The following is a 22,465-nucleotide window of genomic DNA, read 5'->3' as shown; positions in this document are numbered from 1 at the left end:
CGCTGATGCGGCATCCGCCCTGCTTCGACAGCCGCGCCACTTCTGCGGACGCTGCTTCTGCTGCGATGCCTACTTCTGCAGCACCGACAGGTCCTCGTCGGCCTTGGGCACCGCCACCGTCCCCCGGTCGTCCGGCAGGGTCTGGACGGTGAAGCCCGGGATGCCGTCCTCCGTCGCCGCGAGGGTGCGGGCGGCGTACACCGGGCCGCCCGACAGCGGCTCGACGGTCAGGGCGTAGGTGCCCTTCAGGCCGCTCGGGACCGGGGCCTCGACGTCCTGGGTCGTGCCGCTCTTGATGGTGAACGTCTGCGTGGCCGTGGTGCCGCCCTCGCTGCCCGCGGACGCCGTGACCTTGACCTTCGCGGTGCCGTTGGGGGCGGTCAGGGACAGCGTGGTGCCCTTGGCGCTGTTGTCGGCGACCGTCGCGCGCGCGCCGACGGAGCTCGTGGCGGGGATGAACGCCGTCTCCTGCTTGGTTCCCTTGCCGCGGATCACGCGCAGGGCGGCGACGACGGGCACGGACTGGTCCGTCGGCGTCAGGACCAAGGAGCCCGCCTCCCCGCGCGTGACGTCGCCGAGGTCGACGGCGGTCGACATGCCCGACTTCACGTGCAGCGTCTCGTGTCCGGCGGGGGTGATCAGACCGGAGGGGGAGGCCAGGCGCACCTTCAGGTCGGCGTCGGTGTCCCCGGGTGTGAAGGCGATCAGGCTCACGTCCGTGGCGTCCTTCGGGATGCCCGGCAGGACGAGGCTGCCCGCCGGGTCGGTGGACGCGGCCAGCCAGTCGCCGCCGACCTTGTCGTCCAGGGCCTGTACGGCGGCGCCGACCCGCCCGCTGCGGACGTTCACGTGCACGGTGAGCCCGTCCTGCTTCTCGCCGGTGAGCGTGGACAGCAGGATCGGCTCGCTGGAGTGCGGCTGGACGGTGATGCCCTCCCCCACCGTCGACTCCAGGGCGCCGTCCTTGCCGTAGAGCTCGATGTCGACGACCGCGGCGGAGTCGTCGGGGTTGGTCATGTGGACGTAGTCCGTGCGGTCGGCGGTGGTGCTGACGCCGGGGAACCAGAACTCCGTTTCCGGGGCGGTGCAGTTGACGCCCTGCAGGCCGCGGCCGATGCCGGCGACGACCTCCGTGGTCTCCTGAACCGTCCAGCCGGGGGCGGACTTCCCCTCCGCGGTGCCGACGAGCGCGGGCGCGTCACCGCCGGAGGTGTCTCCGGTGGCCGGTGTGCCGGGCTCCTTGGGCGTCAGTACGGGCTTGGCGGCCTTCTTCTTGCCGCTCTTCCCGCTGCTCGTGCCGTCGGCCGACTCCTGCGTGGCGGACTGGAGTTCGGCGGAGCCGCTGCTCCCCGTGCCCTTGGTGACGGGCGTGAAGGACGTGTACGACGTCTCGGCGAGGTCGGAGGTGCTGGGCGCCGGGCAGAGCAGGCTCGTGCGCTCCACGGGCTGCTGGGCGGCCGCCTCGGCGGTGTCCGAGCCGGCGGCGTCCGGCGTGGTGAGCGCGGCGAATCCGGTGACGGCGGCGAGCGCGGCCGTACCGGCGATCAGGGACAGGGTGGTGCGGTTCACTGCTGACTCCCGTCGGGGCGCTCACTGCCGGTGCCGTTCGGCTGCGCCGGGTCGTACGTCGCGTCGTACCCCTGCGGGTACGACGGGTCGTAGGCCTGGTCGTACGACGCCGGCTGGGCCTGGCCGCCGTAGGCGTACGGGTCGTACTGGCCGCCCTGGTACGGGTCCGCCTGGTAGGGGTCGGCCTGGTACGCCTGGTCGTACGCGCCCGGCGGGTACTGCTGGGCGCCCTGGTACTGCTGCGCGTCGCCGTAGGTGCCGTACTCGGCGCCCTGGTAGCTCGCCGCGTCCCAGTCGCCGTACGACTGCTGCTGGGGTACCGCGACGGGCGTCTCCTCCTGCGGAGGAGACGGGAACTCGGCGTCCTGGGCGTTCTCCTCGGCCTCGGCCTGGGCCCGCAGCCGGCGGGCACGGCGGCCCTCGCCGGCGACTGCCTCGGCGGGGACGGACGGCTCCTCGGGGAGGTCGTCGTCGATGTCCCGGCGCCGGCCGGGCAGGGCGAGCACGACGAGGACGACGGCGAGGGCGCCCTGGGCCCACAGCCAGGCGGTGTGGCCGATCGGGTCGTCGTAGGTGACGTCCAGTTTCCCGCCGGAGGCGGGGAGCTCGAAGCCCTGGGCCCAGCCGTCGACGGTGGTACGGGTGAGCGGCTTGCCGTCCAGGGTGGCGGTCCAGCCGTCGGCGGCGGAGTCGGCCAGGCGCAGGACGCGGCCGTCGGAGCCGGCGGGGATCGTGGTGTGGATCTCGACCGGGCCGGCGGCGATCGGCTTGGGGGTGCCCGAGCCGGACGCGGAGACGATGGCGGCGCGTGACACCTCCTGGTCGACCCGCCACAGGGCGCTGCCGTCCTGCTGGCTGAGCCGGGACAGGCCGGGGGTGGCGTCCAGGACGCGGGTGACGTCCCGGGGCGCGCCCTTGTGGACGAGGACGTAGCGCACGGCGAAGGCGCCGAGCTGGTCGGCCTGGTCGGCGCCGGAGCCGGCGACGAGGTTGGCGACGACCTTGTCGAGCTTGCCGTTCTCGCCGTCGGCCGCGGCGAGTTCGGCGTCGCCGAGGCGGGCGCCGGAGCCGCGCACCAGCATGTAGCCGACGCGGGACGTGGAGTCGCTGTCGAGGACCAGGGTGCGGGCCTGGTCGCGGGTGCTGCCCTCCTCGGCGACGAACGCGGGGACCTGCACCGGGTCGCGCCGCTCCAGCGGCCCGTCGGCGCCGCCGATCATCCAGCCGGCGGCGACGAGCAGCGGGCCCGCGGCCGAGGCGAAGGCGATCAGCGCGGCCACCGGCTGGCGCCAGCCGAAGCTCTGCTCGGCCACACGCGCGCGTGCCCCGTCCGCGCCGAGCGCCGCGGCGGACAGAAGGGCGAGGCCGTAGACGAGAGTCGCGGGGCCGGCCCAGGTGGAGCTGTTGGACAGGACCGCGAAGACGAGGCCCACCAGGGCGACCGCCCAGGCCTTCCAGATGCCGGACTGACGCTCGGAGCGCATCAGGGCGGCCAGCGCCGCCAGCACGATACCGATGAGCATCAGCCCGTTGACCGTGCCGGAGCCGCCCGGACTGACACCGAGCAGATCGAGGGCGGACGCGGCCGAGGAGCCGTACTCGAGACCGGCCTCCTTGAAGAAGCCGAACGGCAGCAGGGACAGCGACCAGGGGGCGAGGACCAGCAGGGGGGTGCCCAACTGGGCCAGGACGCGCAGGCCGTGAGCGACGAGGTCGCCGCGGCGCACCACCAGCACCCCGATGCCGAGGACCAGCGCGATCGGCCACACGATCGGCGTGAACGCGGTGGTGATGGTCAGCAGCAGCGCGTACGCCCAGGTCGCGCGCCAACTGCCGCGCGCGTCGGAGACGTTCGCCAGGCCGGCGGCCGCGATGCCCGCGCGCGCCATGAGCGGCAGCAGCACGGCCAGGACGGCGGTGCCGATCCGGCCGCCGGCGAGTGCGCCGGTGGCGGCGGGCAGGAAGGCGTAGACGACGGCGGCCCACGCGCGCAGGAGGCGCGACTCGACGAGCGGGCGGGAGGCGAAGTACGCGGTGAAGCCGGCCAGCGGCACCGAGCAGACCAGCAGGACGGTGACGGCGAGTCCGGTCGAGCCGGCCAGGAGCGAGGCGAGCGTCGCCACGATCGCCAGGTACGGCGGTGCGGACGGGGTGCCGCCCGCACCCACCGGATGCCAGGCGTCCAGGTAGCGCGACCACAGCTCGCCGGCGTCGGCCGGGGCGGGCAGCAGGGCGCCGCCCGCGAGCGCGCCGGAGCCGAGGAGTCCACGGCAGGCGACCAGGGAGACGAGCAGCAGCACCAGGAAGAGCACCGGGCCGGGCTTGCGGGCGATGCGCTTGAGGCGGGCGAACTGCTCGATCTCCAGGAAGTCGGCGTCGTCGCCGCCGGGCCCGGACTCGATGGCCCCGCCGTGCCGTCCCGCGCCCGCGGTGGCCTCGGGGTCGGAGCTGCCGAAGAAGCTGCCTGCGGCCTGTTCCACGGTGGCCCGCACGGTCGCGCCGGGTGGCGGGAACAGCGCCCGCAGCTCGTCCTTGTCGACCTGTGGGCTGCCCCGCCCGCGTCGCCCGGCGATGATCCGCTCGGGCCGCAGCAGGGTGCCCAGGAGACCGCGGATCTCGTCAAGGGCCTGGCCGGGGACCTTGCCGACGAGGTAGGCGACGGTCCGCAGGAGCGTGCCGAGGACGAGGCGCAGCAGGACCCAGGGCAGGACGGCCGTACGCGTGTTGACGAGCAGGGCGTAGACGGCGCCCGCCTTGTCGACCTTGTGCGGGGAGGCCGTGGTGCGGCCCGCGCAGTCGACGGCGCGGCGCTCGCGGGAGGCGGCCTCGGCGTGCCGTACGACCGCCTCCGGGGCGACGAGGACGCGGTGGCCGGCGGCGTTGGCCCGCCAGCACAGGTCGACGTCGTCGCGCATCAGGGGCAGTCGGCGGTCGAAGCCGCCGAGTTGCTCGAAGACGTCGCGCCGGATCAGCATGCCGGCGGTGGAGACGGACAGCACGGGCCGGATGTGGTCGTGCTGGCCCTGGTCCTGTTCGCGGCGGTCCAGGCCGGTCCAGCGGCGGCCGGAGTGGGCGATGGAGACGCCGACCTCCAGCAGCTGCCGGCGGTCGTACCAGCCGCGCAGTTTGGGGCCGACGACGGCCACGTCGTCGCGCCCCAGTTCGAGTTCGTTCTCCACGACCCGCAGCAGCTGGGCCAGGGCGTCGGGTTCGGGGGCGCAGTCGTCGTGCAGCAGCCACAGCCACTGGACCGGCTCTCCGTGGGGGAGCTCCGGCAGGTCGTAGGCGTCGTCGCGCCAGGTGCGCGCGACGGGGTCCCAGCCGCTCGGGCGCTTGAGGTACGGCAGCTCGTCCGGGGTGAGGACCGGGGCCGAGCGGTTGGCCTCCTCGACGGCCTGGCCGAAACCGGTGCGCCGGGCGAGGTGCAGTACGCGGTCGGCGCCGAGGGCGTCGGTGACCAGCTGGGCGGAGTCGTCCGCGCTGCCGGTGTCGGCCGCCATGACGTACTGAACGGGGCGCTCCTGGCCGAGCAGCCCGGCGAGCGCGTCGGGCAGCCAGCGGGCGCCGTCGTGGGCGACGAGGACCGCCGTCACCACGTGGCGCGGAAACTCGGGTGGGCGGGTCGGGTCGAACCCCGCGGTGGCAGCGTCTTGTTGGGCTGCCATGTGGCTGTGCACGGACATCGAGGTACGGGCCCCGGTTCGGTGGACTGTGGTGGACACCTGTGCCCACAGGGGCAGCGGGGCGTCTCGGACGAGCGACCACACTATCGGCTGGGCAGCACAGCGGCCCGCCGCCTGTGGATAACCCACCCGCGACGGGCCGTTCGTGACGTATGTACGTGATGGTCCGCTGTGCGTGCCTCCGTGCCGTCCGGTCAGACGGCGGCCTTTTTCAGTCGGCGGCGCTCACGCTCGGACAGGCCGCCCCAGATGCCGAAGCGCTCGTCGTTGGCGAGGGCGTACTCGAGGCACTCGGAGCGGACCTCACAGGCGAGGCAGACCTTCTTGGCCTCGCGAGTGGAACCGCCCTTCTCGGGAAAAAAGGACTCGGGGTCGGTCTGGGCGCACAGCGCGCGCTCCTGCCAGCCGAGTTCCTCGTCCGCGTCGTCGACCAGCAGTTGCTGCACCAGCTCGGTCATGTGCGCCCCTCGTCTGTCTTTCGCGTCCCCGTGCCGTGCCCGTTACCGATTTCGGCTGAACGACACGAGTGAAATTACAAGTGTGCTGCTCCGGGCGAGTCAAGCCGAGATCTGCTATTGAGCCCCTTATTCACTCTGCGGAACCAAGGTCACGCGGAAAGTGTTCAAATCGGCATAAACCTTGGCACACATGCGAGGGCCCCCGAACGGGCCTCGCGGCCCGGCACAGACCCTGTACGGAGAAGGACGTCAAGATGTTCGATCTCGTTCCGACGCGCGCAACGAGGCCTGCGCGCCCGGTTGTGCGCCATGTGTCCGGGCGGGCGCGTGAGCAAACCTTTCACCTGGGAGATGAACCGGAAGAGGTGAAACATGTCCCACATACCGGGCGTCGGGTTGACAGCGAAGGTGTGAACCGATGTCCTTGTGGGCATGCTCGCGAACTTGGCACTCACCCCGACCCGCGTCGCCGGGTCCCACGGTGCTGCCCGCGCGTGCTGTTGCTGTTGCTGTTCCAGCTGTTGAGCCCAACGCGCTCCGGCTGCCACTGAGTCCACCGCGACTCGGCTGCTTGTTCCCCAGGCCCGCACCAGGGCACCCGTCTCGCCCGTGATCCGGGCGGACGGCACGCGCCACCCCGCCAGCCCCCCACTCTTCCGCCGAGGAACCACCGCACCCCCATGAACAGCGACAGCGACCTCCAGATCGCGGGCGACATCCTCGAAGTCCCGCACCTCCTCCAGCCGCCGCGCGAGCACCCGGCCACCGTGGCCGACTTCGTCGGCCTCGCCCGTTCCATCGCCGCCGACCGCGCCCAGTGGGCGCACCTCGTCCGGTACGACGCCACCACGCGCTGGTACCACCGGCTGCGCACCGGCCCCGGCTACGAGGTGTGGCTGCTGTCCTGGGTGCCCGGGCAGGGCAGCGGACTGCACGACCACGGCCGCTCCTCCGGTGTGCTGACCGTCCTGGACGGCGCGCTCACCGAGCGCACCGAGCGAGGCACGCGCGCGTTGGATGCCGGCGCGCAGCGGGTTTTCGCACCGGGGTACGTGCACGAGGTGGTGAACGACGCGCTGGAGCCCGCGGTCAGCCTGCACGTCTACTTCCCGGGTCTGACCGAGATGCCGATGCACGCGCCGCAGTGCTCGGCGCCGGCGACGTACGACTCGGTGGACGTCGTGAGCGCGTGAGGGTTGTCCACAACCGCATACCGCGTTGTCGTGGCCGCCTGCGAGACTTGCCCTCATGCGCATTGTGGTTCTGGCAGGCGGCATCGGTGGTGCCCGATTCCTGCGCGGTCTGAAGCGGGCCGCGCCGGACGCGGACATCACGGTCATCGGCAACACCGGGGACGACATCCACCTCTTCGGGCTCAAGGTCTGTCCGGACCTCGACACGGTGATGTACACGCTCGGCGGCGGCATCAACGAGGAGCAGGGCTGGGGGCGGGCCGACGAGACCTTCCATCTGAAGGAGGAACTCGCGGCGTACGGCGTCGGGCCCGAGTGGTTCGGGCTGGGCGACCGGGACTTCGCCACGCACATCGTCCGGACGCAGATGATCGGCGCCGGGTATCCGCTCAGCGCGGTCACGCAGGCGCTCTGCGACCGCTGGAAGCCTGGCGTACGGCTGATCCCGATGACGGACGACCGTGTGGAGACGCACGTGGCGGTCGAGGTGGACGGCGAGCGCAAGGCGGTCCACTTCCAGGAGTACTGGGTGCGGCTGCGGGCGTCGGTGCCGGCGGAGGCGGTCGTGCCCGTCGGCGCGGAGCAGTCGAAGCCGGCGCCGGGGGTGCTGGAGGCGATCGCGGAGGCGGACGTCGTTCTCTTCCCTCCGTCCAACCCGGTCGTCTCCGTCGGCACGATCCTCGCCGTGCCCGGCATCCGGGAGGCGATCGCCGACGCCGGGGTGCCGGTGGTGGGCCTGTCGCCCATCGTCGGGGACGCGCCCGTGCGCGGCATGGCCGACAAGGTGCTCGCGGCGGTCGGCGTGGAGTCCACGGCCGCGGCGGTGGCCGAGCACTACGGCTCGGGGCTCCTCGACGGCTGGCTCGTCGACACCGTGGACGTGGGCGTGGTGGAGCGGGTCGAGGCGGCCGGGATCCGCTGCCGGGCGGTACCGCTGATGATGACCGACCTCGACGCGACCGCGCGGATGGCCCGGGAGGCGCTGACGCTGGCGGAGGAGGTGCGGGGGGCGTGAGCGACGTTTCCGCCGAGGGCCGCGGCGTGTCCGCCGACGGCTTCAGGGTCTGGGCCGTGCCCGGGATCCCCGAGGTGACCGCGGGCGACGACCTCGCCAAGCTGATCGCCGCCGCGGCACCGGGACTCGTCGACGGCGACGTGCTCCTCGTCACCTCGAAGATCGTGTCCAAGGCGGAGGGGCGCATCGTCGAGGCGACCGACCGGGAGGCGGCGATCGACGCCGAGACCGTACGGGTCGTGGCGCGGCGCGGTCCGCTGCGGATCGTCGAGAACCGGCAGGGGCTGGTGATGGCGGCCGCGGGGGTCGACGCCTCCAACACCCCTTCGGGGACGGTGCTGTTGCTGCCCGAGGACCCGGACGCGTCCGCCCGGACGATACGGGACGGGCTGCGGGACGCCCTTGGCGTCAACATCGGGGTCGTCGTCACCGACACCTTCGGGCGGCCCTGGCGCGCGGGGCTCACGGACGTCGCGATCGGCGCCGCCGGGGTGCACGTGCTCGACGATCTGCGCGGGGGCACGGACGGGCACGGCAATCCGCTCAGCGCGACCGTCGTGGCGACGGCGGACGAACTGGCCGCCGCCGGTGATCTGGTGAAGGGCAAGGCCTCGGGGCTGCCGGTCGCCGTCGTGCGCGGGCTGCCGCATGTGGTGGCCGAGGGCGACACGGAAGGGGCGCGGGCCATGGTGCGCGACGCACGCGACGACATGTTCCGGCTCGGGACCTCGGAGGCGGTACGGGAGGCGGTGACCCAGCGGCGTACGGTACGGGCCTTCACGGACGAGCCCGTCGACCCGGGGGCCGTACGGCGGGCGGTGGCCGCGGCGGTGACGGCGCCGGCACCGCACCACACGACGCCGTGGCGGTTCGTGCTGCTCGAGTCCGCGGAGTCGCGGACCGGGCTGCTGGATGCCATGCGGGACGCCTGGATCACCGACCTGCGGCGGGACGGGAAGAGCGAGGAGTCGATCGCGAAGCGGGTGCGGCGCGGTGAGGTGCTGCGGGGCGCGCCGTATCTCGTCGTGCCGTGTCTCGTCATGGACGGGTCGCACACGTACGGGGACGCCCGGCGGGACGGCGCCGAGCGGGAGATGTTCGTGGTCGCGGCCGGGGCCGGGGTGCAGAACTTCCTGGTCGCGCTGGCCGGGGAGCGGCTGGGGTCGGCGTGGGTGTCGTCGACGATGTTCTGCCGGGACGTGGTGCGCGAGGTGCTGGGGCTGCCGGAGGGCTGGGACCCGATGGGGGCCGTCGCGGTCGGGCATCCGGCGGAGGAACCGAGACCTCGGCCCGAGCGGGATGCGGGAACGTTCATCGAGGTGCGGTGACGCGGACGTGAAAGCGTAAGAGCCCTACTCTCGAAGAACACCTCCGGCATCCCTGGGATCTCATCCGTGGCAGGACGTTTCGTTCAGCGCCCCACCCGTACGACCGTGCGCGGCGGGCACGTCGCCGTGCCCGGGGGCGTGCCGCGGCCGGCTCCGGCACCGGGGCGGGTGCGGACGTGGGTGCCGGACGGGCCGCTCGATCTGGGGCTGGTGCTGGGGCCGCTGCGGCGCGGGCCGGCGGATCCCACGTTCCGGGCGACGCCGGACGGGTCCGTGTGGCGGGCCAGCCTGACGCCCGCCGGGCCCGGGACGCTGCGGGTCGCCGCGCGCGGCGCCGAGGTGCGGGGGGAGGCGTGGGGGCCGGGCGCGGAGTGGCTGCTGGAGCGGTTGCCGGAGATGCTCGGTGCCGCGGACGACCCCGCTGCCTTCGAGCCCCGGCACCGGCTGGTCGCCGCTGCCCGGCATCGGCGGCCGGGGCTGCGGCTGATGCGGACCGGGCTGGTGCTGGAGTCGTTGATCCCGTCGATTCTGGAGCAGAAGGTCACGACCGACGAGGCGTACCGGGCGTGGCGGCTGCTGGTGAGGAAGTACGGGGAGCCCGCGCCTGGGCCCGTGGACGGACGAATGTGGGTGATGCCCGCGCCGCGGACGTGGGCGCTGATTCCGTCCTGGGAGTGGCATCGGGCCGGCGTCGACAACAAGCGGGCGTCGACGATCCTGCGGGCCGTGCGGGTCGCCGCGCGACTGGAGGAGGCGGTGCGAATGGAGCCCGGGGATGCGCAAGCGCGGCTGGAGGTCGTGCCGGGGATCGGGCCGTGGACGTCGGCGGAGACCGTGCAGCGCAGTCATGGCGCGCCGGATGCGGTGACCGTCGGGGATCTGCATCTGCCGGGGATCGTGGGGTGGGCCCTCGCCGGGGACCGGTATGCGGATGACGCCGTGATGCTGGAGCTGCTGGAGCCGTATGCGGGGCAGCGGCATCGGGCGGCGCGGTTGATTCTGCTGAGCGGGAGGGTGCCGGCTCGGCGGGCGCCGAAGATGCCTCGCGGGGACATCGGTCAGTTGTGAGGCGCGGAGCCCGGGGTGCGCCTCGGGAGCGGGGTGCACTGCCCCCACGTGCAGTGCTCGCCTGCGCTGGTGCAGGGGTCGGGTGGTTCGCGAAGCCCGGCGCTTACCCAGCCCCCGGCGGCACACGAGCCTGCTGGCGGCAAGCCACGGGGGTGGGCGCAGCCCCCGAGAGCCGCGCCCTCTGCCCGCCCGCACCGGCTACTGGTCGGAGGAGAACCGCACCGACCCCGCCGGGATCCGGGCGTCGCACCACACGCGTACGCCGTCGCGGAGTTCGTTGTCGGCGCCGATGACCGCGCCGTCGCCGATGAACGTGCCGGTGAGGATGGTGCGTCGGCCGACGCGGGCGCGGGTGCCGATGAGGGAGTCGGTGATGACGGCGCCGGGTTCGATGACGGCGCCGGGCAGGATCGTGCTGCCGAAGACGCGGGCGCCCTCCGCGACGAACGCGCCCTCCCCCACCACCGTGCCGCCGGTCAGCTTGGCGTCGGGGGCGACCGTGGCCGTCGGGAGGATGAGGCGGTCGCCGCAGCGGCCGGGGACGGCCGGAGAGGGGGCGCGGCCCAGGACCAGGTCCGCCGAGCCCCGTACGAAGGCCGCCGGGGTGCCGAGATCGAGCCAGTACGTGGAGTCGACCAGGCCCTGGAGGTGGGCTCCCGCGGCGAGCAGGTCCGGGAAGGTCTCGCGTTCGACGGAGACCGGGCGGCCCCGCGGGATCGTGTCGATGACCGAGCGGCGGAAGACGTACGCCCCCGCGTTGATCTGGTCGGTGACGATCTCCTCGGGCGTCTGGGGCTTCTCCAGGAACGCCAGGACGCGGCCGGTCTCGTCCGTGGGGACCAGGCCGTACGCGCGCGGGTCCGTCACCTTGGTCAGGTGGAGGGAGACGTCCGCGCCGGTCGACTCGTGCGTGCGCACCAGGGCCCCGATGTCCAGGCCCGTGAGGATGTCGCCGTTGAAGACCAGTACCGGGTCGTCGGGGCCGGAGTGCAGGCGGGAGGCGACGTTGCGGATCGCGCCGCCCGTGCCGAGGGGCTCCTCCTCGGTGACGTACTCGATGTGGAGGCCCAGCGCCGAACCGTCACCGAAGTACGGCTCGAAGACCTCGGCCAGGTAGGACGTGGCGAGGACGATGTGGTCCACGCCCGCGGCTCTCGCTCTCGCCAGCTGGTGCGTGAGGAACGGCACCCCGGCCGCCCGGACCATGGGCTTGGGCGTGTGCACCGTGAGCGGGCGCAGCCTGGTTCCCTTGCCACCGACCAAGAGAATCGCTTCTGCCACCTGTCGCCTCTGCTTCCTGCCGGGACCGGCCGAACTGTCTTTCGGCCGGTCAGTGTATGCAGACCGTTCGTTGGCGTCTTCGCTCGCCGTACGGTGTCCGCCACTGTTCCCCGGCTGTCCCCCGACGGCGGTGTGCCCCGCCGAACGCGCTCCCGGCCGTCAGCGCCCCTGGTAGCGGGCCGCGGTCTTGCGGGCCGAGCCGAGCTTGCCGTAGAGCCGCTGCCCTGGGCAGTCCGTGGCGAACCCGTCCCGGTGACCGGAGATCACATTCAGTCGTACCTTCTTACCTTTTCGGTAGAGATTGCCACCGCCGGACGTCAGATATGTCTTTCCGCGTGGATCGGCCCCGAAGAGGCCCAGCTTCCAGGCCGTCAGCCGGGCGATGGCCTTCACGGCCGCGGAGGTCGGTTTGGTGGAGCCGAAGGTGCCGATGACGGCGATCCCCATGCTGTCGCTGTTGAAACCGAGCGTGTGCGCACCCTTGACCGGCTTCGCCACGCCCCCGGCGCGCCCCTCGTAGATGTTTCCGCACTTGTCGACGAGGAAGTTGTAGCCGATGTCACGCCAGCCCATGCTCTTGACGTGGTAGCGGTAGATACTGCGGATGACTGAAGACACTTGCGAACACTGGTACTTGTTGCCGGAGGCCGTGTGGTGCACGAAGGCCGCCTTGACCTTCTTCGTGTAGGAGAACCCCTTCTCCCGCAGGTTCTCGTTCGCGCCCCAGCCGCGCCGCGTGACGATGCGCGGGCGCGGGCCGATGTACGGCTTCGTCCGCTGCCGTTCCTCCGGGTCGGCGGTGGGCAGGGTGCGCAGCTCCTGCTCGGTCTGCTGCCGGGTCAGCGCCGGGACCTCGGTGGCACCGAGCGGTACGAGGTCGGTGTTGGTGGCGGAGACGGCGGCTGCCTCGGCGGTCAGTTCACCCTCGGCGCCCGGACGCGGGAAACGGGGGCCCGTGCCGCCCGCGCGCGGGGCGGCCACCGGCGCGTGGGCCGGGCCCGGCCGTGCGCCGGGGGCGGCCAGGCCGGAGTCCGCGCGTCCGGGGTCGACGAGTTCGAGACGCAGGCCGGAGGGCAGCGGGGACCCGGGCTCAGTCACTGTCCGCGGGCCGCGGGCCGTCTCCTCGACGTGGCTCGGGCCGTCCGTGCCGGGCACGGCGCGGACCCGTACCTCGACCCCGTCCGAGTCACCCACCCACAGGGGCGCCGTGGCTCCGCGCACATGGCCCGAGGTGCGTTCGGGGGTGTCGGGGTCGGCGCCGTGGTCGCCGTTGTGCGTCTCGACGTCCTGCCAGCCGGACCAGGCACCGGTGCCGACGGCCCGGGTGCGGACCTCGACGCGGCCGTGCAGTTCGGTGTCCGGGTCGTCCCAGACGACGCCGACCAGGGAGAAGTGGCTGACGTTGCGGCGCAGTAGGCCCTGTTCGGCGGTGCCGACGCCCGGGGGGCGCGTGGCGGAGCCATCGCGGTCGCTGGTGAGGGGGGCGAGGGGCAGCGACCGGGTGCTGCCGGGCAGGTCCGGCTCGGCGGCCCGGGCCGTGGCGGGGGCCGCCGCCTCCGCGGTCGGGGCCGGGCTCGCGTACGCCCCGCCCGCAGCCGCGGCGGCGGGCGGGGTCAGTGGCAGGGCGAGGGCAGCCGCACAGGTGACACCGATCGAGGAAGTAAGCAGTCCACGCATGCCGACGATCCTGGACATAGTCATACATATCTGTCCATCGGTGAGTTGACGGACCGTCGGGTGCCGTTCCGCCGAACCGGTGGCCCGCGGGCGGCCCGCCGGTAGGTGTGCGCGGCGGCGCCCGCGTACGCTTGCGCGGGTGAACGCCACCGATCGCACCCCTGCCGACCTGCTGCGTTCCGCGCTCGCCGCGGATCCCGCGCGCCCCCTGGTGACCTTCTACGACGACGCCACGGGCGAACGTGTCGAATTGTCCGTGGCCACCTTCGCCAATTGGGTGGCCAAGACCGCCAACCTCCTCCAGGACGGACTGTCCGCCGAACCGGGCGACCGGGTCTCGCTGCTGCTGCCCGCGCACTGGCAGACGGCGGTGTGGCTGCTGGCGTGTTCGTCGGTGGGTGTCGTCGCGGATGTGGCGGGGGACCCGGGGCGGGCGGACTTCGTGGTGGCCGGGCCGGGACAGTTCGAGGCGGGGCTGGCGTGCCGGGGGGAACGGTACGCGTTGTCGCTGGCGCCGCTCGGGAGGCGGTTCCTGCCGGGGCCGCCGGAGGGCTACGCCGACTACGCGGTGGACGTGCCGAGTTACGGCGACCGGTTCGCGCCGTACGCCCCCGTGGACCCGGAGGAGCCCGCGCTGATCGTGGCCGGGGCGGAGCTCACGGGGGCCGAGGTCGTGGAGCGGGCGCGGGGCGATGCGGCCGGGCTGGGGCTTACGGGGCCCGGGGCGCGACTGCTGTCGGGCCTGCCGTACGACACGTGGGAGGGGCTGAGCGCCGGGTTGTACGCGCCGTTGGCGAGCGGCGGGTCCGTGGTGCTGTGCCGGCATCTGGGGGAGCTGGGGGACGAGGGGCTGGCGAAGCGGATCGAGAGTGAGCGGGTCACGGCGACGGCGCGGTAGCCACGCGGCCGGCGGTACGCCTGTGGCCGGACCGGGGCTCACCGGCGGCGCGGCACATCTGCTGCCGGACCGGGGCTCACCGGCGGCGCGATACACCTGCAGCCGGAACGGGGCTCACCGGCGGCGCGATACACCTGCTGCCGGAACGGGGCTCACCGGCGGCGCGATACACCTGCAGCCGGGACGGGGCTCACCGGCGGCGCGGCACACCTGCAGCCGGGACGGGGCTCACCGGCGGCGCGGCACATCTGCTGCCGGACCGGGGCTCACCGGGCGTCCGGGGTTGCCGCCGGGGCGTGAGTCGCGCGGCCCGGCGCTTGCGGAGCTCCGCCCGCGCCCCCTCCCCCACGCTCGGCCGTGTTCGAGCGGGGAACCCCCATCGCCCCAGGCGGCACGCATGCCCGCGGACCACGCACAGCCAAGCCGGCCCCATCCCCCATTCGGCCCACCCCCACCCGCACCCCCGCCCCACCCGAGCCATGGTCGTAGGAGCAGCACGAGACGCCCGGCCCGCACGACATGCTCGTACGCCATGAGGGGTGGACCCAGACGTGACCGACACGGCAGGCACGCCCTCCGGGCCGACCGGCGATGACGCGGCGGGGGTCGTCCCGGGCCGGGGCGTCGGCTGTGCGGAGTCCACCGGACGGCGTCTCGGGCCGGGAGCGAGGGCCACTGCCACCGGGCACGGGCTGATGCGGCGACGTCGGCAGCAGTGGGTGCTGGGGGCGGCGATCGGGGTCGCCCTGCTCGTCGTCGGTGCGACCGGGGCCGGGTGGGCCGTGTACGTGAAGCTGAACGGCAACATCACGGCCGACGAGGCGGCCGCCGCCGAGCTCGCCCGGTACGAGAAGGAGCGGCCCACCTCGCTCGTCCGCGACGCGCAGAACATCCTGCTGATCGGATCGGACTCGCGCTCGGGGGACGGGAACAGCGAGTACGGGCGGGACTCCGGGACCGAGCGGTCGGACACGACCATCCTGCTGCACCTGGCCGCGGGCCGGCGCAGCGCCACCGCCGTCTCCCTGCCCCGCGACCTGATGGTGGACGTGCCCTCGTGCCTGCGTCCGGACGGCAGCCGTACCGAGCCGATGTTCGCGATGTTCAACTACGCCTTCGCGATGGGCGGTTCGGCCTGCTCGGTCCGTACCGTCGAGAAGCTCACCGACGTCCGCGTCGACCATTACGTCGTCGTCGACTTCAGCGGGTTCAAGGAGATGGTGGACGCCGTCGACGGTGTCGAGGTGTGCCTGAAGGAGCCGGTCGACGACAAGGCCGCCAAGCTGCGGCTGCCGGCCGGCCGCGTGACGCTGGACGGCGAGCAGGCGCTCGGCTACGTCCGTGCCCGCAAGTCCCTCGGCAACGGCAGCGACACCGACCGGATGGACCGGCAGCAGCGCTTCCTCGGAGCGCTCGTCAACAAGGTCCGGAGCAACGACGTGCTGCTGAATCCCGTCAAGCTCTACCCCGTACTGGACGCGGCGACGTCGTCGCTCACCACCGACCCGGATCTGGCGAGTCTGCGCGGACTCTACGAACTCGTGCGCGGGCTGCGCGACATTCCCACCGAACGCGTGCAGTTCCTGACCGTTCCGCGGGAGTCGTACGTCTACAACGCCAATCGCGACCAGCTCGTGGAGCCCGAGGCGCAGCTGCTGTTCGAGCGGCTGCGCAAGGACGCGCCGGTGAAGGTCTCACGGAACGCTCAACAGAATTACGGTGATTCCGATACAAAGGGGCCTGCCTCTCCGACCCCCGTCTTCCGCGGCAACACCGCCGCCGACGACGGCTGCGAGTAAAGCGCTTGCCAAGTCAGCGGCTCCGATGAAGCCCAGTTCAAGGAAATGGGCGTATTGCCCAGTTGTAGGGACGTGGAATTTGTCACCGTCCCTCGCTTGACGCTGAACTGGGCGGATAGTGTGAGCGATCCGGTGCACCCGGCCGCGAGGTCCTTCCTTGGGTCGCGCACTGTGTGACCGAGACCCGAGCGCCTTTGAGGGGGAAGGCGCCGCGTGGCCCCGACGGAGGATTCGGACAACCGTGGACGCGCAAGGCCGTGGGCGGGCGGACAATATCGATCCCGCAGACCAGTGGGTGCTCAATCCGAACACCGGCGAATACGAACTGCGACTGACTCCTTCCGCACCGCAACCGGCGGTCCCCGGGCCTCGTAGATCCGCGTCACGCGGATCAGGGGCCGTGGGTGCGGGAGCGGGTGCGGTGCGCAGTCGTACCGCCGCGCCCGGACGGGAGACGGAGGTGCCGGGCCGCGAGGTCCCGCCGCAGCGCCGTCGCCGGGGCGTGCCCGAGGAGCCGCCGCCCGGACGGAGGGGCCGGCGGCCGGCGAAGAAGAAGTCGCGGGCGAAGAAGATCCTGCTGTGGACCGGCGGCACGATGGCCTTCGTTCTGGTCGCCGGAGCCGGAGCGGGATACCTCTACATCCAGCACCTCAACAGCAACATCCAGTCCTCCCCCGACGACGGCGCGAGCACCGGTGGCTTCAACAAGGACAAGGCGATCAACGTCCTGGTGATCGGCACCGACAAGCGCACCGGCTCGGGCAACGAGGGCTACGGCGACTCCGGCAGCGTCGGTCACGCCGACACCACGATCCTGCTGCACGTCTCCAAGGACCGTACGAACGCGACCGCGCTCAGCATCCCGCGCGACCTGATCGTGAACGTCCCGGACTGCCCGACCACGCAGGAGGACGGCAGCACCAAGGTCATCGCGGGCACGGACCACGTGCGGTTCAACACCAGCCTCGGCCAGGACGGCCGTACGCCGAGCTGCACCATGCGCACGGTCACCGAGCTGACCGGGATCACCCCGGACAACTTCATGGTCGCCGACTTCAACGCGGTCAAGACGCTGACGACCGCCGTCGGCGGGGTCGACGTGTGTCTCGGCAAGGACATCAACGACCCCGACTCGCACCTGAACCTGAAGAAGGGCACGCGGCACATCGAGGGCGAGACGGCACTCGCCTTCGTGCGTACCCGGCACGCCGTCGGCTTCGGCGGTGACCTGAGCCGGATCGCGCTCCAACAGCAGTTCCTCAGCGCGCTGATGCGCAAGTTGAAGTCCAACTCCACGCTCACCAGCCCGACGAAGATGGTGAAGGTGGCCGAGGCGGCCACCAAGGCGCTGACCGTGGACTCCAAGCTGAACAGCATCGGCAAGCTGAAGGACCTCGGTCTGGAGCTGGGCAAGCTCAACGTCAAGAACCTGACCTTCACCACCGTGCCGGTGGTCGACAACCCGGCCGAGAAGGTCCCGGTCACAGTCGTCGTCAACCAGAACACGGCACCCACCGTCTTCCAGATGATCAAGGAGGACGTCTCCTTCACCGAGGTGGCGGCGCAGAAGAAGGAAGCCAAGAGCAAGGAGGCCGCCGAGGCCGCCAAGCGTCTCGAGGGCACCAAGTCCGCGGCTTCCGAGGTGCGGGTGCGGATCCTGAACGGCGGGGCCGAGACCGGCAGCGCACAGGAAACACTTAACTGGCTGCAGAATGATGAGGGCGTGACGAAGTCGGAGAACGCGGGCAACGCGTCGACGACTCTGAGCAAGACAACACTCGAGTACGCGCCTGACCAGGCCGACCAGGCACGCAAGCTCGCCGCGCTCATGGGTCTCTCCGGATCCGCGTTGAAGCCCGGCAAGAGCGTGACCAACTCACAAGGTCTGCCCGCGATGACGCTGACTCTCGGCAAGGACTTCAAGGGTGCGGGCGTTTCGATGACGGCGGCGACAAAGGTGCCGGACACGGTCGGTACGTCCACAGCGGACAAGGTTGAGTGCGCCAAGTGACCTAACGGGTCCGCCACGCGTCTTGGAAGACGCGGGGCGGACCCGTGTCAGGCGCAGGGTGGGGAGGGCTGGGAGTTGACGCAGAGCAGTGTGCGGGGGGAGGCGCCCGCGGTGGAGGACACTACGTCGCTCACACCGCAGGGCGACGAGGCACCAGCGGGCCACGGACGGCACGGCGGTGGGGGCCGCCGGGGCAGGGGCCGCGGCACCGGCAAACCGGGGCGCAGACGGCGCGTGCTGCGCTGGTCGGCGACCGTCATGGCGGTGGTCATACTGGGCACCGCGGGTGCCGGTTATCTGTACTACCGGCATCTGAACAACAACATCCAGAAGGACGCCCTGAACATCGGTGACGAGAAGGACAGGGCGACCAGGACGAAGGCGAACGCGGCGGGTCAGACCGCGCTGAACATCCTGCTGATCGGTTCGGACGCACGGGACACCGAGGAGAACCAGAAGCTCGGCGGCGCCAAGGAGACCTTCAACGGCACCCCGCTCGCCGACGTCCAGATGCTTCTGCACATCTCCGCCGACCGCACCAACATGTCGGTCGTGAGCATGCCGCGCGACACCCTGGTCGACATCCCCAAGTGCACGGACCCCGACACCGACAAGGTGTATGCGGCGAGCACCCTGCCCACCATGACGAACCAGTCGCTGGGCCGCGGCGGTCCGGGCTGCACGGTGGCGACGTGGGAGAAGCTGACCGACATCCACATCGACCACTTCATGATGATCGACTTCTCGGGTGTGGTGTCCATGGCGGACGCCATCGGCGGCGTCCCGGTCTGCGTGAGCGCCAACGTCTACTCGCACACCTCCACCGGCCACGGCTCCGGCCTGAAGCTGGGGGAGGGCACGACGTCGATCAAGGGCAAGCAGGCCCTTCAGTGGCTGCGCACCCGGTACGGCTTCGAGGACGGCAGCGACCTCGCGCGCGCCAAGGCGCAGCACATGTACATGAACTCGATGGTCCGCGAGCTGCGCGCCAACGCGAAGCTGACCAACCCGAACAAGTTGCGCAAACTCGCCGAGGCGGCCACGAAGGCGATCACCGTCGACAACGGCCTGGGCACCATCACGAAGATGTACGACCTGGCCAACGAGCTCAAGAAGGTCCCGACGGACCGCATCACGATGACGACGATGCCGAACGTGTACGTCGGTGCCCGGGTGAAGCCCACGGCGGACGCCACGAAGCTGTTCCGCATAGTGCGCGAGGACATCGCCCTCGACGGCAAGGACAAGAAGAAGACCACCACCACGCAGACGACCAAGGACCCGGCCGCCGCGGACGACAAGATCGCGGTCCAGGTCCAGAACGGCACCCGCACCAGCGCCCTCGGCCCGGTCGGCGGACGGGCTACGGCGGTGGCCCAGCTGCTGGTCGGCAAGGGCTTCACCCAGTCCGCGGCGGACACCTCGGCGGCCACGGCCGAGGACACCACCCTGATCCGCTACCCCAGCACCGACCTCCAGGGCGACGCCGAGCGGGTCGCGAAGGCGCTGGGCATCCCGACGAGCGCGGTGGAGAAGTCCACCGACGTCTCCGGCGTGACGCTCGTGGTGGGCGCGGACTGGCGGTCGGGGACGACGTACAAGGCGCCGGCGGACGACGACAAGACGCCGGAGACCGCTGAGGCGATCAACGCGTCCGACACCTCGCAGTGCATGAAGGTCAACCCGGCTTACACCTGGTAGGTACACCCCGCCACCGGACATGTTTCGGCCCGGACCGCGATCGCGGTCCGGGCCGAAACGTGTTCCGTGGACGTCGTCTCAGTGGGAGCTTCGGTGGGAGCTGAGCACCGCGGGCCGCCGGGACGCGATGACCCTCTTGGCCAGCGACTTGGGGCTGGTGAGGAAGCCCCACCCCCACGACATGTGCATGGTGGCCAGCGCGACCGGGATCCGCAGCCGCGCCTTCAGCGGCAGTCCCCTGCCCGCGGGCAGCGACCCGGCGGCGATCGCCGCGAGGTAACCGCCGGGGATCACGAAGCCCCACGGGGTCAGGACAGCGCCCACCACGACACCCGCCGCGATCCCGCACACGGCGGCCGGCGCAGCGAGGTAGCGCAGGTTGATGGAGCCCTCGTGGTAGCGGGCGACGACGTGCCGCCAGCGGCCGTAGTCCTTGTACTGCTTGGCGAGCGCCTTCACGCTGGGGCGCGGCCGGTACGACACCCTCAGCTCGGGCGAGAACCAGATGAGGCCGCCCGCCTCCCTGATCCGGAAGTTCAGCTCCCAGTCCTGGGCGCGGATGAACTCCTCGTTGTAGCCGCCCTGCTGCTCCAGCGCCTCGCGCCGGAAGACGCCCAGGTACACCGTCTCGGCCGGGCCGGCCTGCCCGCCCGTGTGGAAGGCGGCGTTGCCGACGCCGATCTTCGAGGTCATGGCCGCGGCCACCGCGTGCTCCCAGTCGTTCTCGCCCTCGGCGTGCATGATGCCGCCGACGTTCTGCGCGCCGGTCTCCTCCAGGAGCCGTACGGCGGTGGCGATGTAGTTCGGCGAGAGCATGCCGTGGCCGTCGACGCGGACGACGATCGGGTGGCGGGAGGCCTTGATCGCGGCGTTCAGGGCGGCGGGTGTACGACCGGTCGGGTTCGGCACGGTGTGCACGCGCTTGTTCTTGTTGGGCGCGGTTTCGCGGACGAGTTCGGCGGCGATCTCGTCCGTACGGTCCGTGGACGGACCGATGGCGATCACGACCTCCATCTCGCCGGCGTACTCCTGCGCGAGGATCGCTTGGACTGCTCCGCGCAGATGCCGTTCCTCGTTGAGGACGGGCATGATCACGGACACGGCGGGAAGCTGCACGTCGGACTTGGCGTTCATCGGTGCTCACGTTACCGCGAACGGGGGACACCGGTGCGCGCCGCCGGGTGCACTGCACCGGGCGACAGATCGTATCGGCCTACGGTGCTCACGGATCCCACGTACGGCCGTCGTCCGGAGGTGTCCTCCTTGTCCAGCCCGCCCCTGTCCCCTGCCCGGCCACAGCGCCGCCCGCAGCCGTCCCGTCGCGTGCCGCGGCCCCCCGTACGGCGCAGGAAGCCGCGCTGGGCCATGCGGGCGGTGACCACGCTCTCCGTGGTGGTGCTCGCCTCCGCCGGAATCGGGCACTCTGTGATCGCGAGCCTGGACGCGGACATCGCGCGGGTCGACCCCTTCAAGGACATGAAGAACCGCCCCCGGGCGGGCCACGGCATGAACATCCTGCTGGTCGGCACCGACGGCCGCGACAAGATCACCGAGGTCGAGCGGCAGAGGTACCGGCTCGGCGGCGCCCCCTGCCACTGCACCGACACGATCATGATCGTGCACATCTCGGAGGACCGGGAGCGGGCGACCGTGGTGAGCCTGCCGCGCGACAGCTACGCCGACGTGCCCCCGCACACCGACCAGACCACCGGCCGGCAGCACCAGGGCCACCCCATCAAGCTCAACGCGGCCTACGCGGAGGGCGGCCCCCAGCTGACCGTGCGCACCATCGAGAACATGACCCACGTGAAGATCGACCACTATCTGGAGGTCGACTTCACCAGCTTCATGAAGACGGTGGACGTACTCGGCGGCGTGAAGATCTGCACCGCGCAGCCGATGAAGGACTCCTACACCGGACTCGACCTCCCGGCCGGCACCCACATGCTCATGGGCGGGCAGGCCCTCCAGTACGTCCGCTCCCGGCACGTCGACGGCGCCTCCGACCTGGGCCGGATGCAGCGCCAGCAGCGCTTCCTGGCGGCACTGGTGGACCGGGCCACCTCCTCCGGGGTGCTGCTGAACCCGATCCGGTTCCGGGACGTCACCCGGGCCGTGCTGGGCTCGGTACGCGCGGACAAGGGCTTCGGCGCGGACGAGCTGCTGAACCTCGGCCGGGCGATGCGCGGCTTCTCCCCCTCCTCCTCGGAGTTCACCACCGTGCCCATCGGCCGGATGGGATACGCCGTCAAGGGCATCGGCTCCACGCTGAAGTGGGACCCCGCGAAGTCCGAGCGCCTCTTTCAGTCCCTGCGCGACGACAAACCCCTGGCCGGGCACCGCCCCCGCAGCACGGCAGAGCGCGTGGACGTGGCCCCGCAGCAGATCCAGGTCCAGGTGCAGAACGGCACGGTCACCCCGGGGCTCGGCAGGCGCGTCGACGCCGCGCTGGCCGCCACCGGCTTCCGCACCACCCGCCGCCCCGTCAACGCCGTCGACCACACCGTGGAGCGCACCGTCATCGTCTACGACCCCCGCTGGGACCGCTCGGCGAAGTCCCTGGCGGCCGCCCTGCCGGGCAGCGAGCTGCGGGCCGTGCAGGGCCAGGGGCCGGTGCTGAAGGTGATCGCCGGGTCGGACTTCCGCGACGTGCGGAAGGTGCGGGCGGAGGACCCGCGGCAAGGGCAGTTCGGGGCGGTACGGGGGGACGAGGTGGGGTGCTCGTAGCGGCGGCGGCAGGCCCGTAGGACCCTCCGGTCCTCGCCGACCGGAGGTATGCCCGTC

The 22,465-nt window shown here is 71.9% G+C and carries 15 protein-coding genes; 9 read left to right on the top strand and 6 right to left on the bottom strand.

Translation table 11 applies throughout. The features are described 5' to 3' along the window. Positions 1-69: 69 nt before the first annotated feature. The 3 genes from ACFY16_RS39870 to ACFY16_RS39860 form a co-directional block, all read right to left on the bottom strand. Positions 70-1,569: a DUF5719 family protein gene (locus tag ACFY16_RS39870; RefSeq protein ID WP_390652130.1), complete on the bottom strand. Its 1,500-nt coding sequence runs from the start codon at positions 1,567-1,569 to the stop codon at positions 70-72. Then, positions 1,566-5,252, bottom strand: a complete 3,687-nt coding sequence (locus tag ACFY16_RS39865; RefSeq protein WP_390652129.1) for a glycosyltransferase — start codon at positions 5,250-5,252, stop codon at positions 1,566-1,568. The genes ACFY16_RS39870 and ACFY16_RS39865 overlap by 4 nt, the downstream gene beginning before the upstream one ends. Before the next feature lie 194 nt (positions 5,253-5,446). Next, positions 5,447-5,710 carry a WhiB family transcriptional regulator gene (locus ACFY16_RS39860; protein WP_003975777.1) on the bottom strand — a complete coding sequence of 88 codons (264 nt, stop codon included), beginning with the start codon at positions 5,708-5,710 and terminating at the stop codon, positions 5,447-5,449. A gap of 680 nt (positions 5,711-6,390) precedes the next feature. Here ACFY16_RS39860 and ACFY16_RS39855 point away from each other — a divergent pair. The 4 genes from ACFY16_RS39855 to ACFY16_RS39840 all read left to right on the top strand — a co-directional run bounded on the left by ACFY16_RS39855 (position 6,391) and on the right by ACFY16_RS39840 (position 10,314). Next, positions 6,391-6,903, top strand: coding sequence for a cysteine dioxygenase (locus ACFY16_RS39855; RefSeq protein WP_390652128.1), 513 nt, complete (start codon positions 6,391-6,393; stop codon positions 6,901-6,903). Between the two features lie 55 nt (positions 6,904-6,958). Continuing rightward, positions 6,959-7,918: a 2-phospho-L-lactate transferase gene (cofD, locus tag ACFY16_RS39850; RefSeq protein ID WP_390652127.1), complete on the top strand. Its 960-nt coding sequence runs from the start codon at positions 6,959-6,961 to the stop codon at positions 7,916-7,918. Continuing rightward, a complete protein-coding gene (locus tag ACFY16_RS39845) occupies positions 7,915-9,246 on the top strand; it encodes a coenzyme F420-0:L-glutamate ligase (RefSeq protein ID WP_390652126.1) in 1,332 nt (443 codons plus the stop codon). Before cofD ends, ACFY16_RS39845 begins: the two co-directional genes overlap by 4 nt. 66 nt (positions 9,247-9,312) lie before the next feature. Beyond that, entirely contained in the window at positions 9,313-10,314 is a 1,002-nt protein-coding gene (locus ACFY16_RS39840; RefSeq protein WP_390652125.1) for a DNA-3-methyladenine glycosylase family protein, read from the top strand. Between the two features lie 198 nt (positions 10,315-10,512). Here the strand turns inward: ACFY16_RS39840 and ACFY16_RS39835 are convergent, their stop codons facing one another. Continuing rightward, entirely contained in the window at positions 10,513-11,595 is a 1,083-nt protein-coding gene (locus tag ACFY16_RS39835) for a sugar phosphate nucleotidyltransferase (protein ID WP_390652124.1), read from the bottom strand. A 159-nt stretch (positions 11,596-11,754) separates the two neighbouring features. Continuing rightward, positions 11,755-13,290, bottom strand: a complete 1,536-nt coding sequence (locus tag ACFY16_RS39830) for an N-acetylmuramoyl-L-alanine amidase (RefSeq protein WP_390652146.1) — start codon at positions 13,288-13,290, stop codon at positions 11,755-11,757. 121 nt (positions 13,291-13,411) lie between these two features. Between ACFY16_RS39830 and ACFY16_RS39825 the strand changes: the two genes are divergently transcribed. From ACFY16_RS39825 to ACFY16_RS39810, 4 genes are all read left to right on the top strand, one after another. Then, positions 13,412-14,170, top strand: a complete 759-nt coding sequence (locus tag ACFY16_RS39825; protein WP_390652123.1) for a TIGR03089 family protein — start codon at positions 13,412-13,414, stop codon at positions 14,168-14,170. A 551-nt stretch (positions 14,171-14,721) separates the two neighbouring features. After that, complete coding sequence (locus ACFY16_RS39820; RefSeq protein WP_390652122.1) at positions 14,722-15,969, top strand: LCP family protein; 1,248 nt, start codon at positions 14,722-14,724, stop codon at positions 15,967-15,969. Positions 15,970-16,210: 241 nt separating this feature from the next. Beyond that, positions 16,211-17,980 (top strand): LCP family protein, encoded by a 1,770-nt coding sequence (locus ACFY16_RS39815; protein WP_390652121.1) that lies wholly within the window; start codon positions 16,211-16,213, stop codon positions 17,978-17,980. A 111-nt stretch (positions 17,981-18,091) separates the two neighbouring features. Next, complete coding sequence (locus ACFY16_RS39810) at positions 18,092-19,681, top strand: LCP family protein (protein WP_390652120.1); 1,590 nt, start codon at positions 18,092-18,094, stop codon at positions 19,679-19,681. A 78-nt stretch (positions 19,682-19,759) separates the two neighbouring features. On the opposite strand, the gene ACFY16_RS39805 is transcribed toward ACFY16_RS39810, so the two are convergent. Further along, complete coding sequence (locus ACFY16_RS39805) at positions 19,760-20,815, bottom strand: glycosyltransferase family 2 protein (RefSeq protein ID WP_390652119.1); 1,056 nt, start codon at positions 20,813-20,815, stop codon at positions 19,760-19,762. Between the two features lie 231 nt (positions 20,816-21,046). Here ACFY16_RS39805 and ACFY16_RS39800 point away from each other — a divergent pair, with 231 nt between their 5' ends. Next, positions 21,047-22,408: an LCP family protein gene (locus ACFY16_RS39800; RefSeq protein WP_390652145.1), complete on the top strand. Its 1,362-nt coding sequence runs from the start codon at positions 21,047-21,049 to the stop codon at positions 22,406-22,408. Positions 22,409-22,465: the final 57 nt, after the last annotated feature.

Source organism: Streptomyces sp. NPDC001315 (genome assembly GCF_042896175.1).
In the GTDB taxonomy this organism is placed as follows: Bacteria; Actinomycetota; Actinomycetes; order Streptomycetales; family Streptomycetaceae; genus Streptomyces.
Note: the sequence above shows the minus strand (reverse complement) of the source record. Positions and strands in the feature narration are given on the sequence as shown.

Bases quoted from the DNA above. Each gene is read 5' to 3' on its own strand.
- ACFY16_RS39865 (WP_390652129.1), bottom strand. From the start codon at position 5,252: ATGTCCGTGCACAGCCACATGGCAGCCCAACAAGACGCTGCCACCGCG.
- ACFY16_RS39860 (WP_003975777.1), bottom strand. From the start codon at position 5,710: ATGACCGAGCTGGTGCAGCAACTGCTGGTCGACGACGCGGACGAGGAA.
- ACFY16_RS39855 (WP_390652128.1), top strand. From the start codon at position 6,391: ATGAACAGCGACAGCGACCTCCAGATCGCGGGCGACATCCTCGAAGTC.
- cofD (WP_390652127.1), top strand. From the start codon at position 6,959: ATGCGCATTGTGGTTCTGGCAGGCGGCATCGGTGGTGCCCGATTCCTG.
- ACFY16_RS39830 (WP_390652146.1), bottom strand. From the start codon at position 13,290: ATGTCCAGGATCGTCGGCATGCGTGGACTGCTTACTTCCTCGATCGGT.
- ACFY16_RS39805 (WP_390652119.1), bottom strand. From the start codon at position 20,815: ATGAACGCCAAGTCCGACGTGCAGCTTCCCGCCGTGTCCGTGATCATG.
- ACFY16_RS39800 (WP_390652145.1), top strand. From the start codon at position 21,047: ATGCGGGCGGTGACCACGCTCTCCGTGGTGGTGCTCGCCTCCGCCGGA.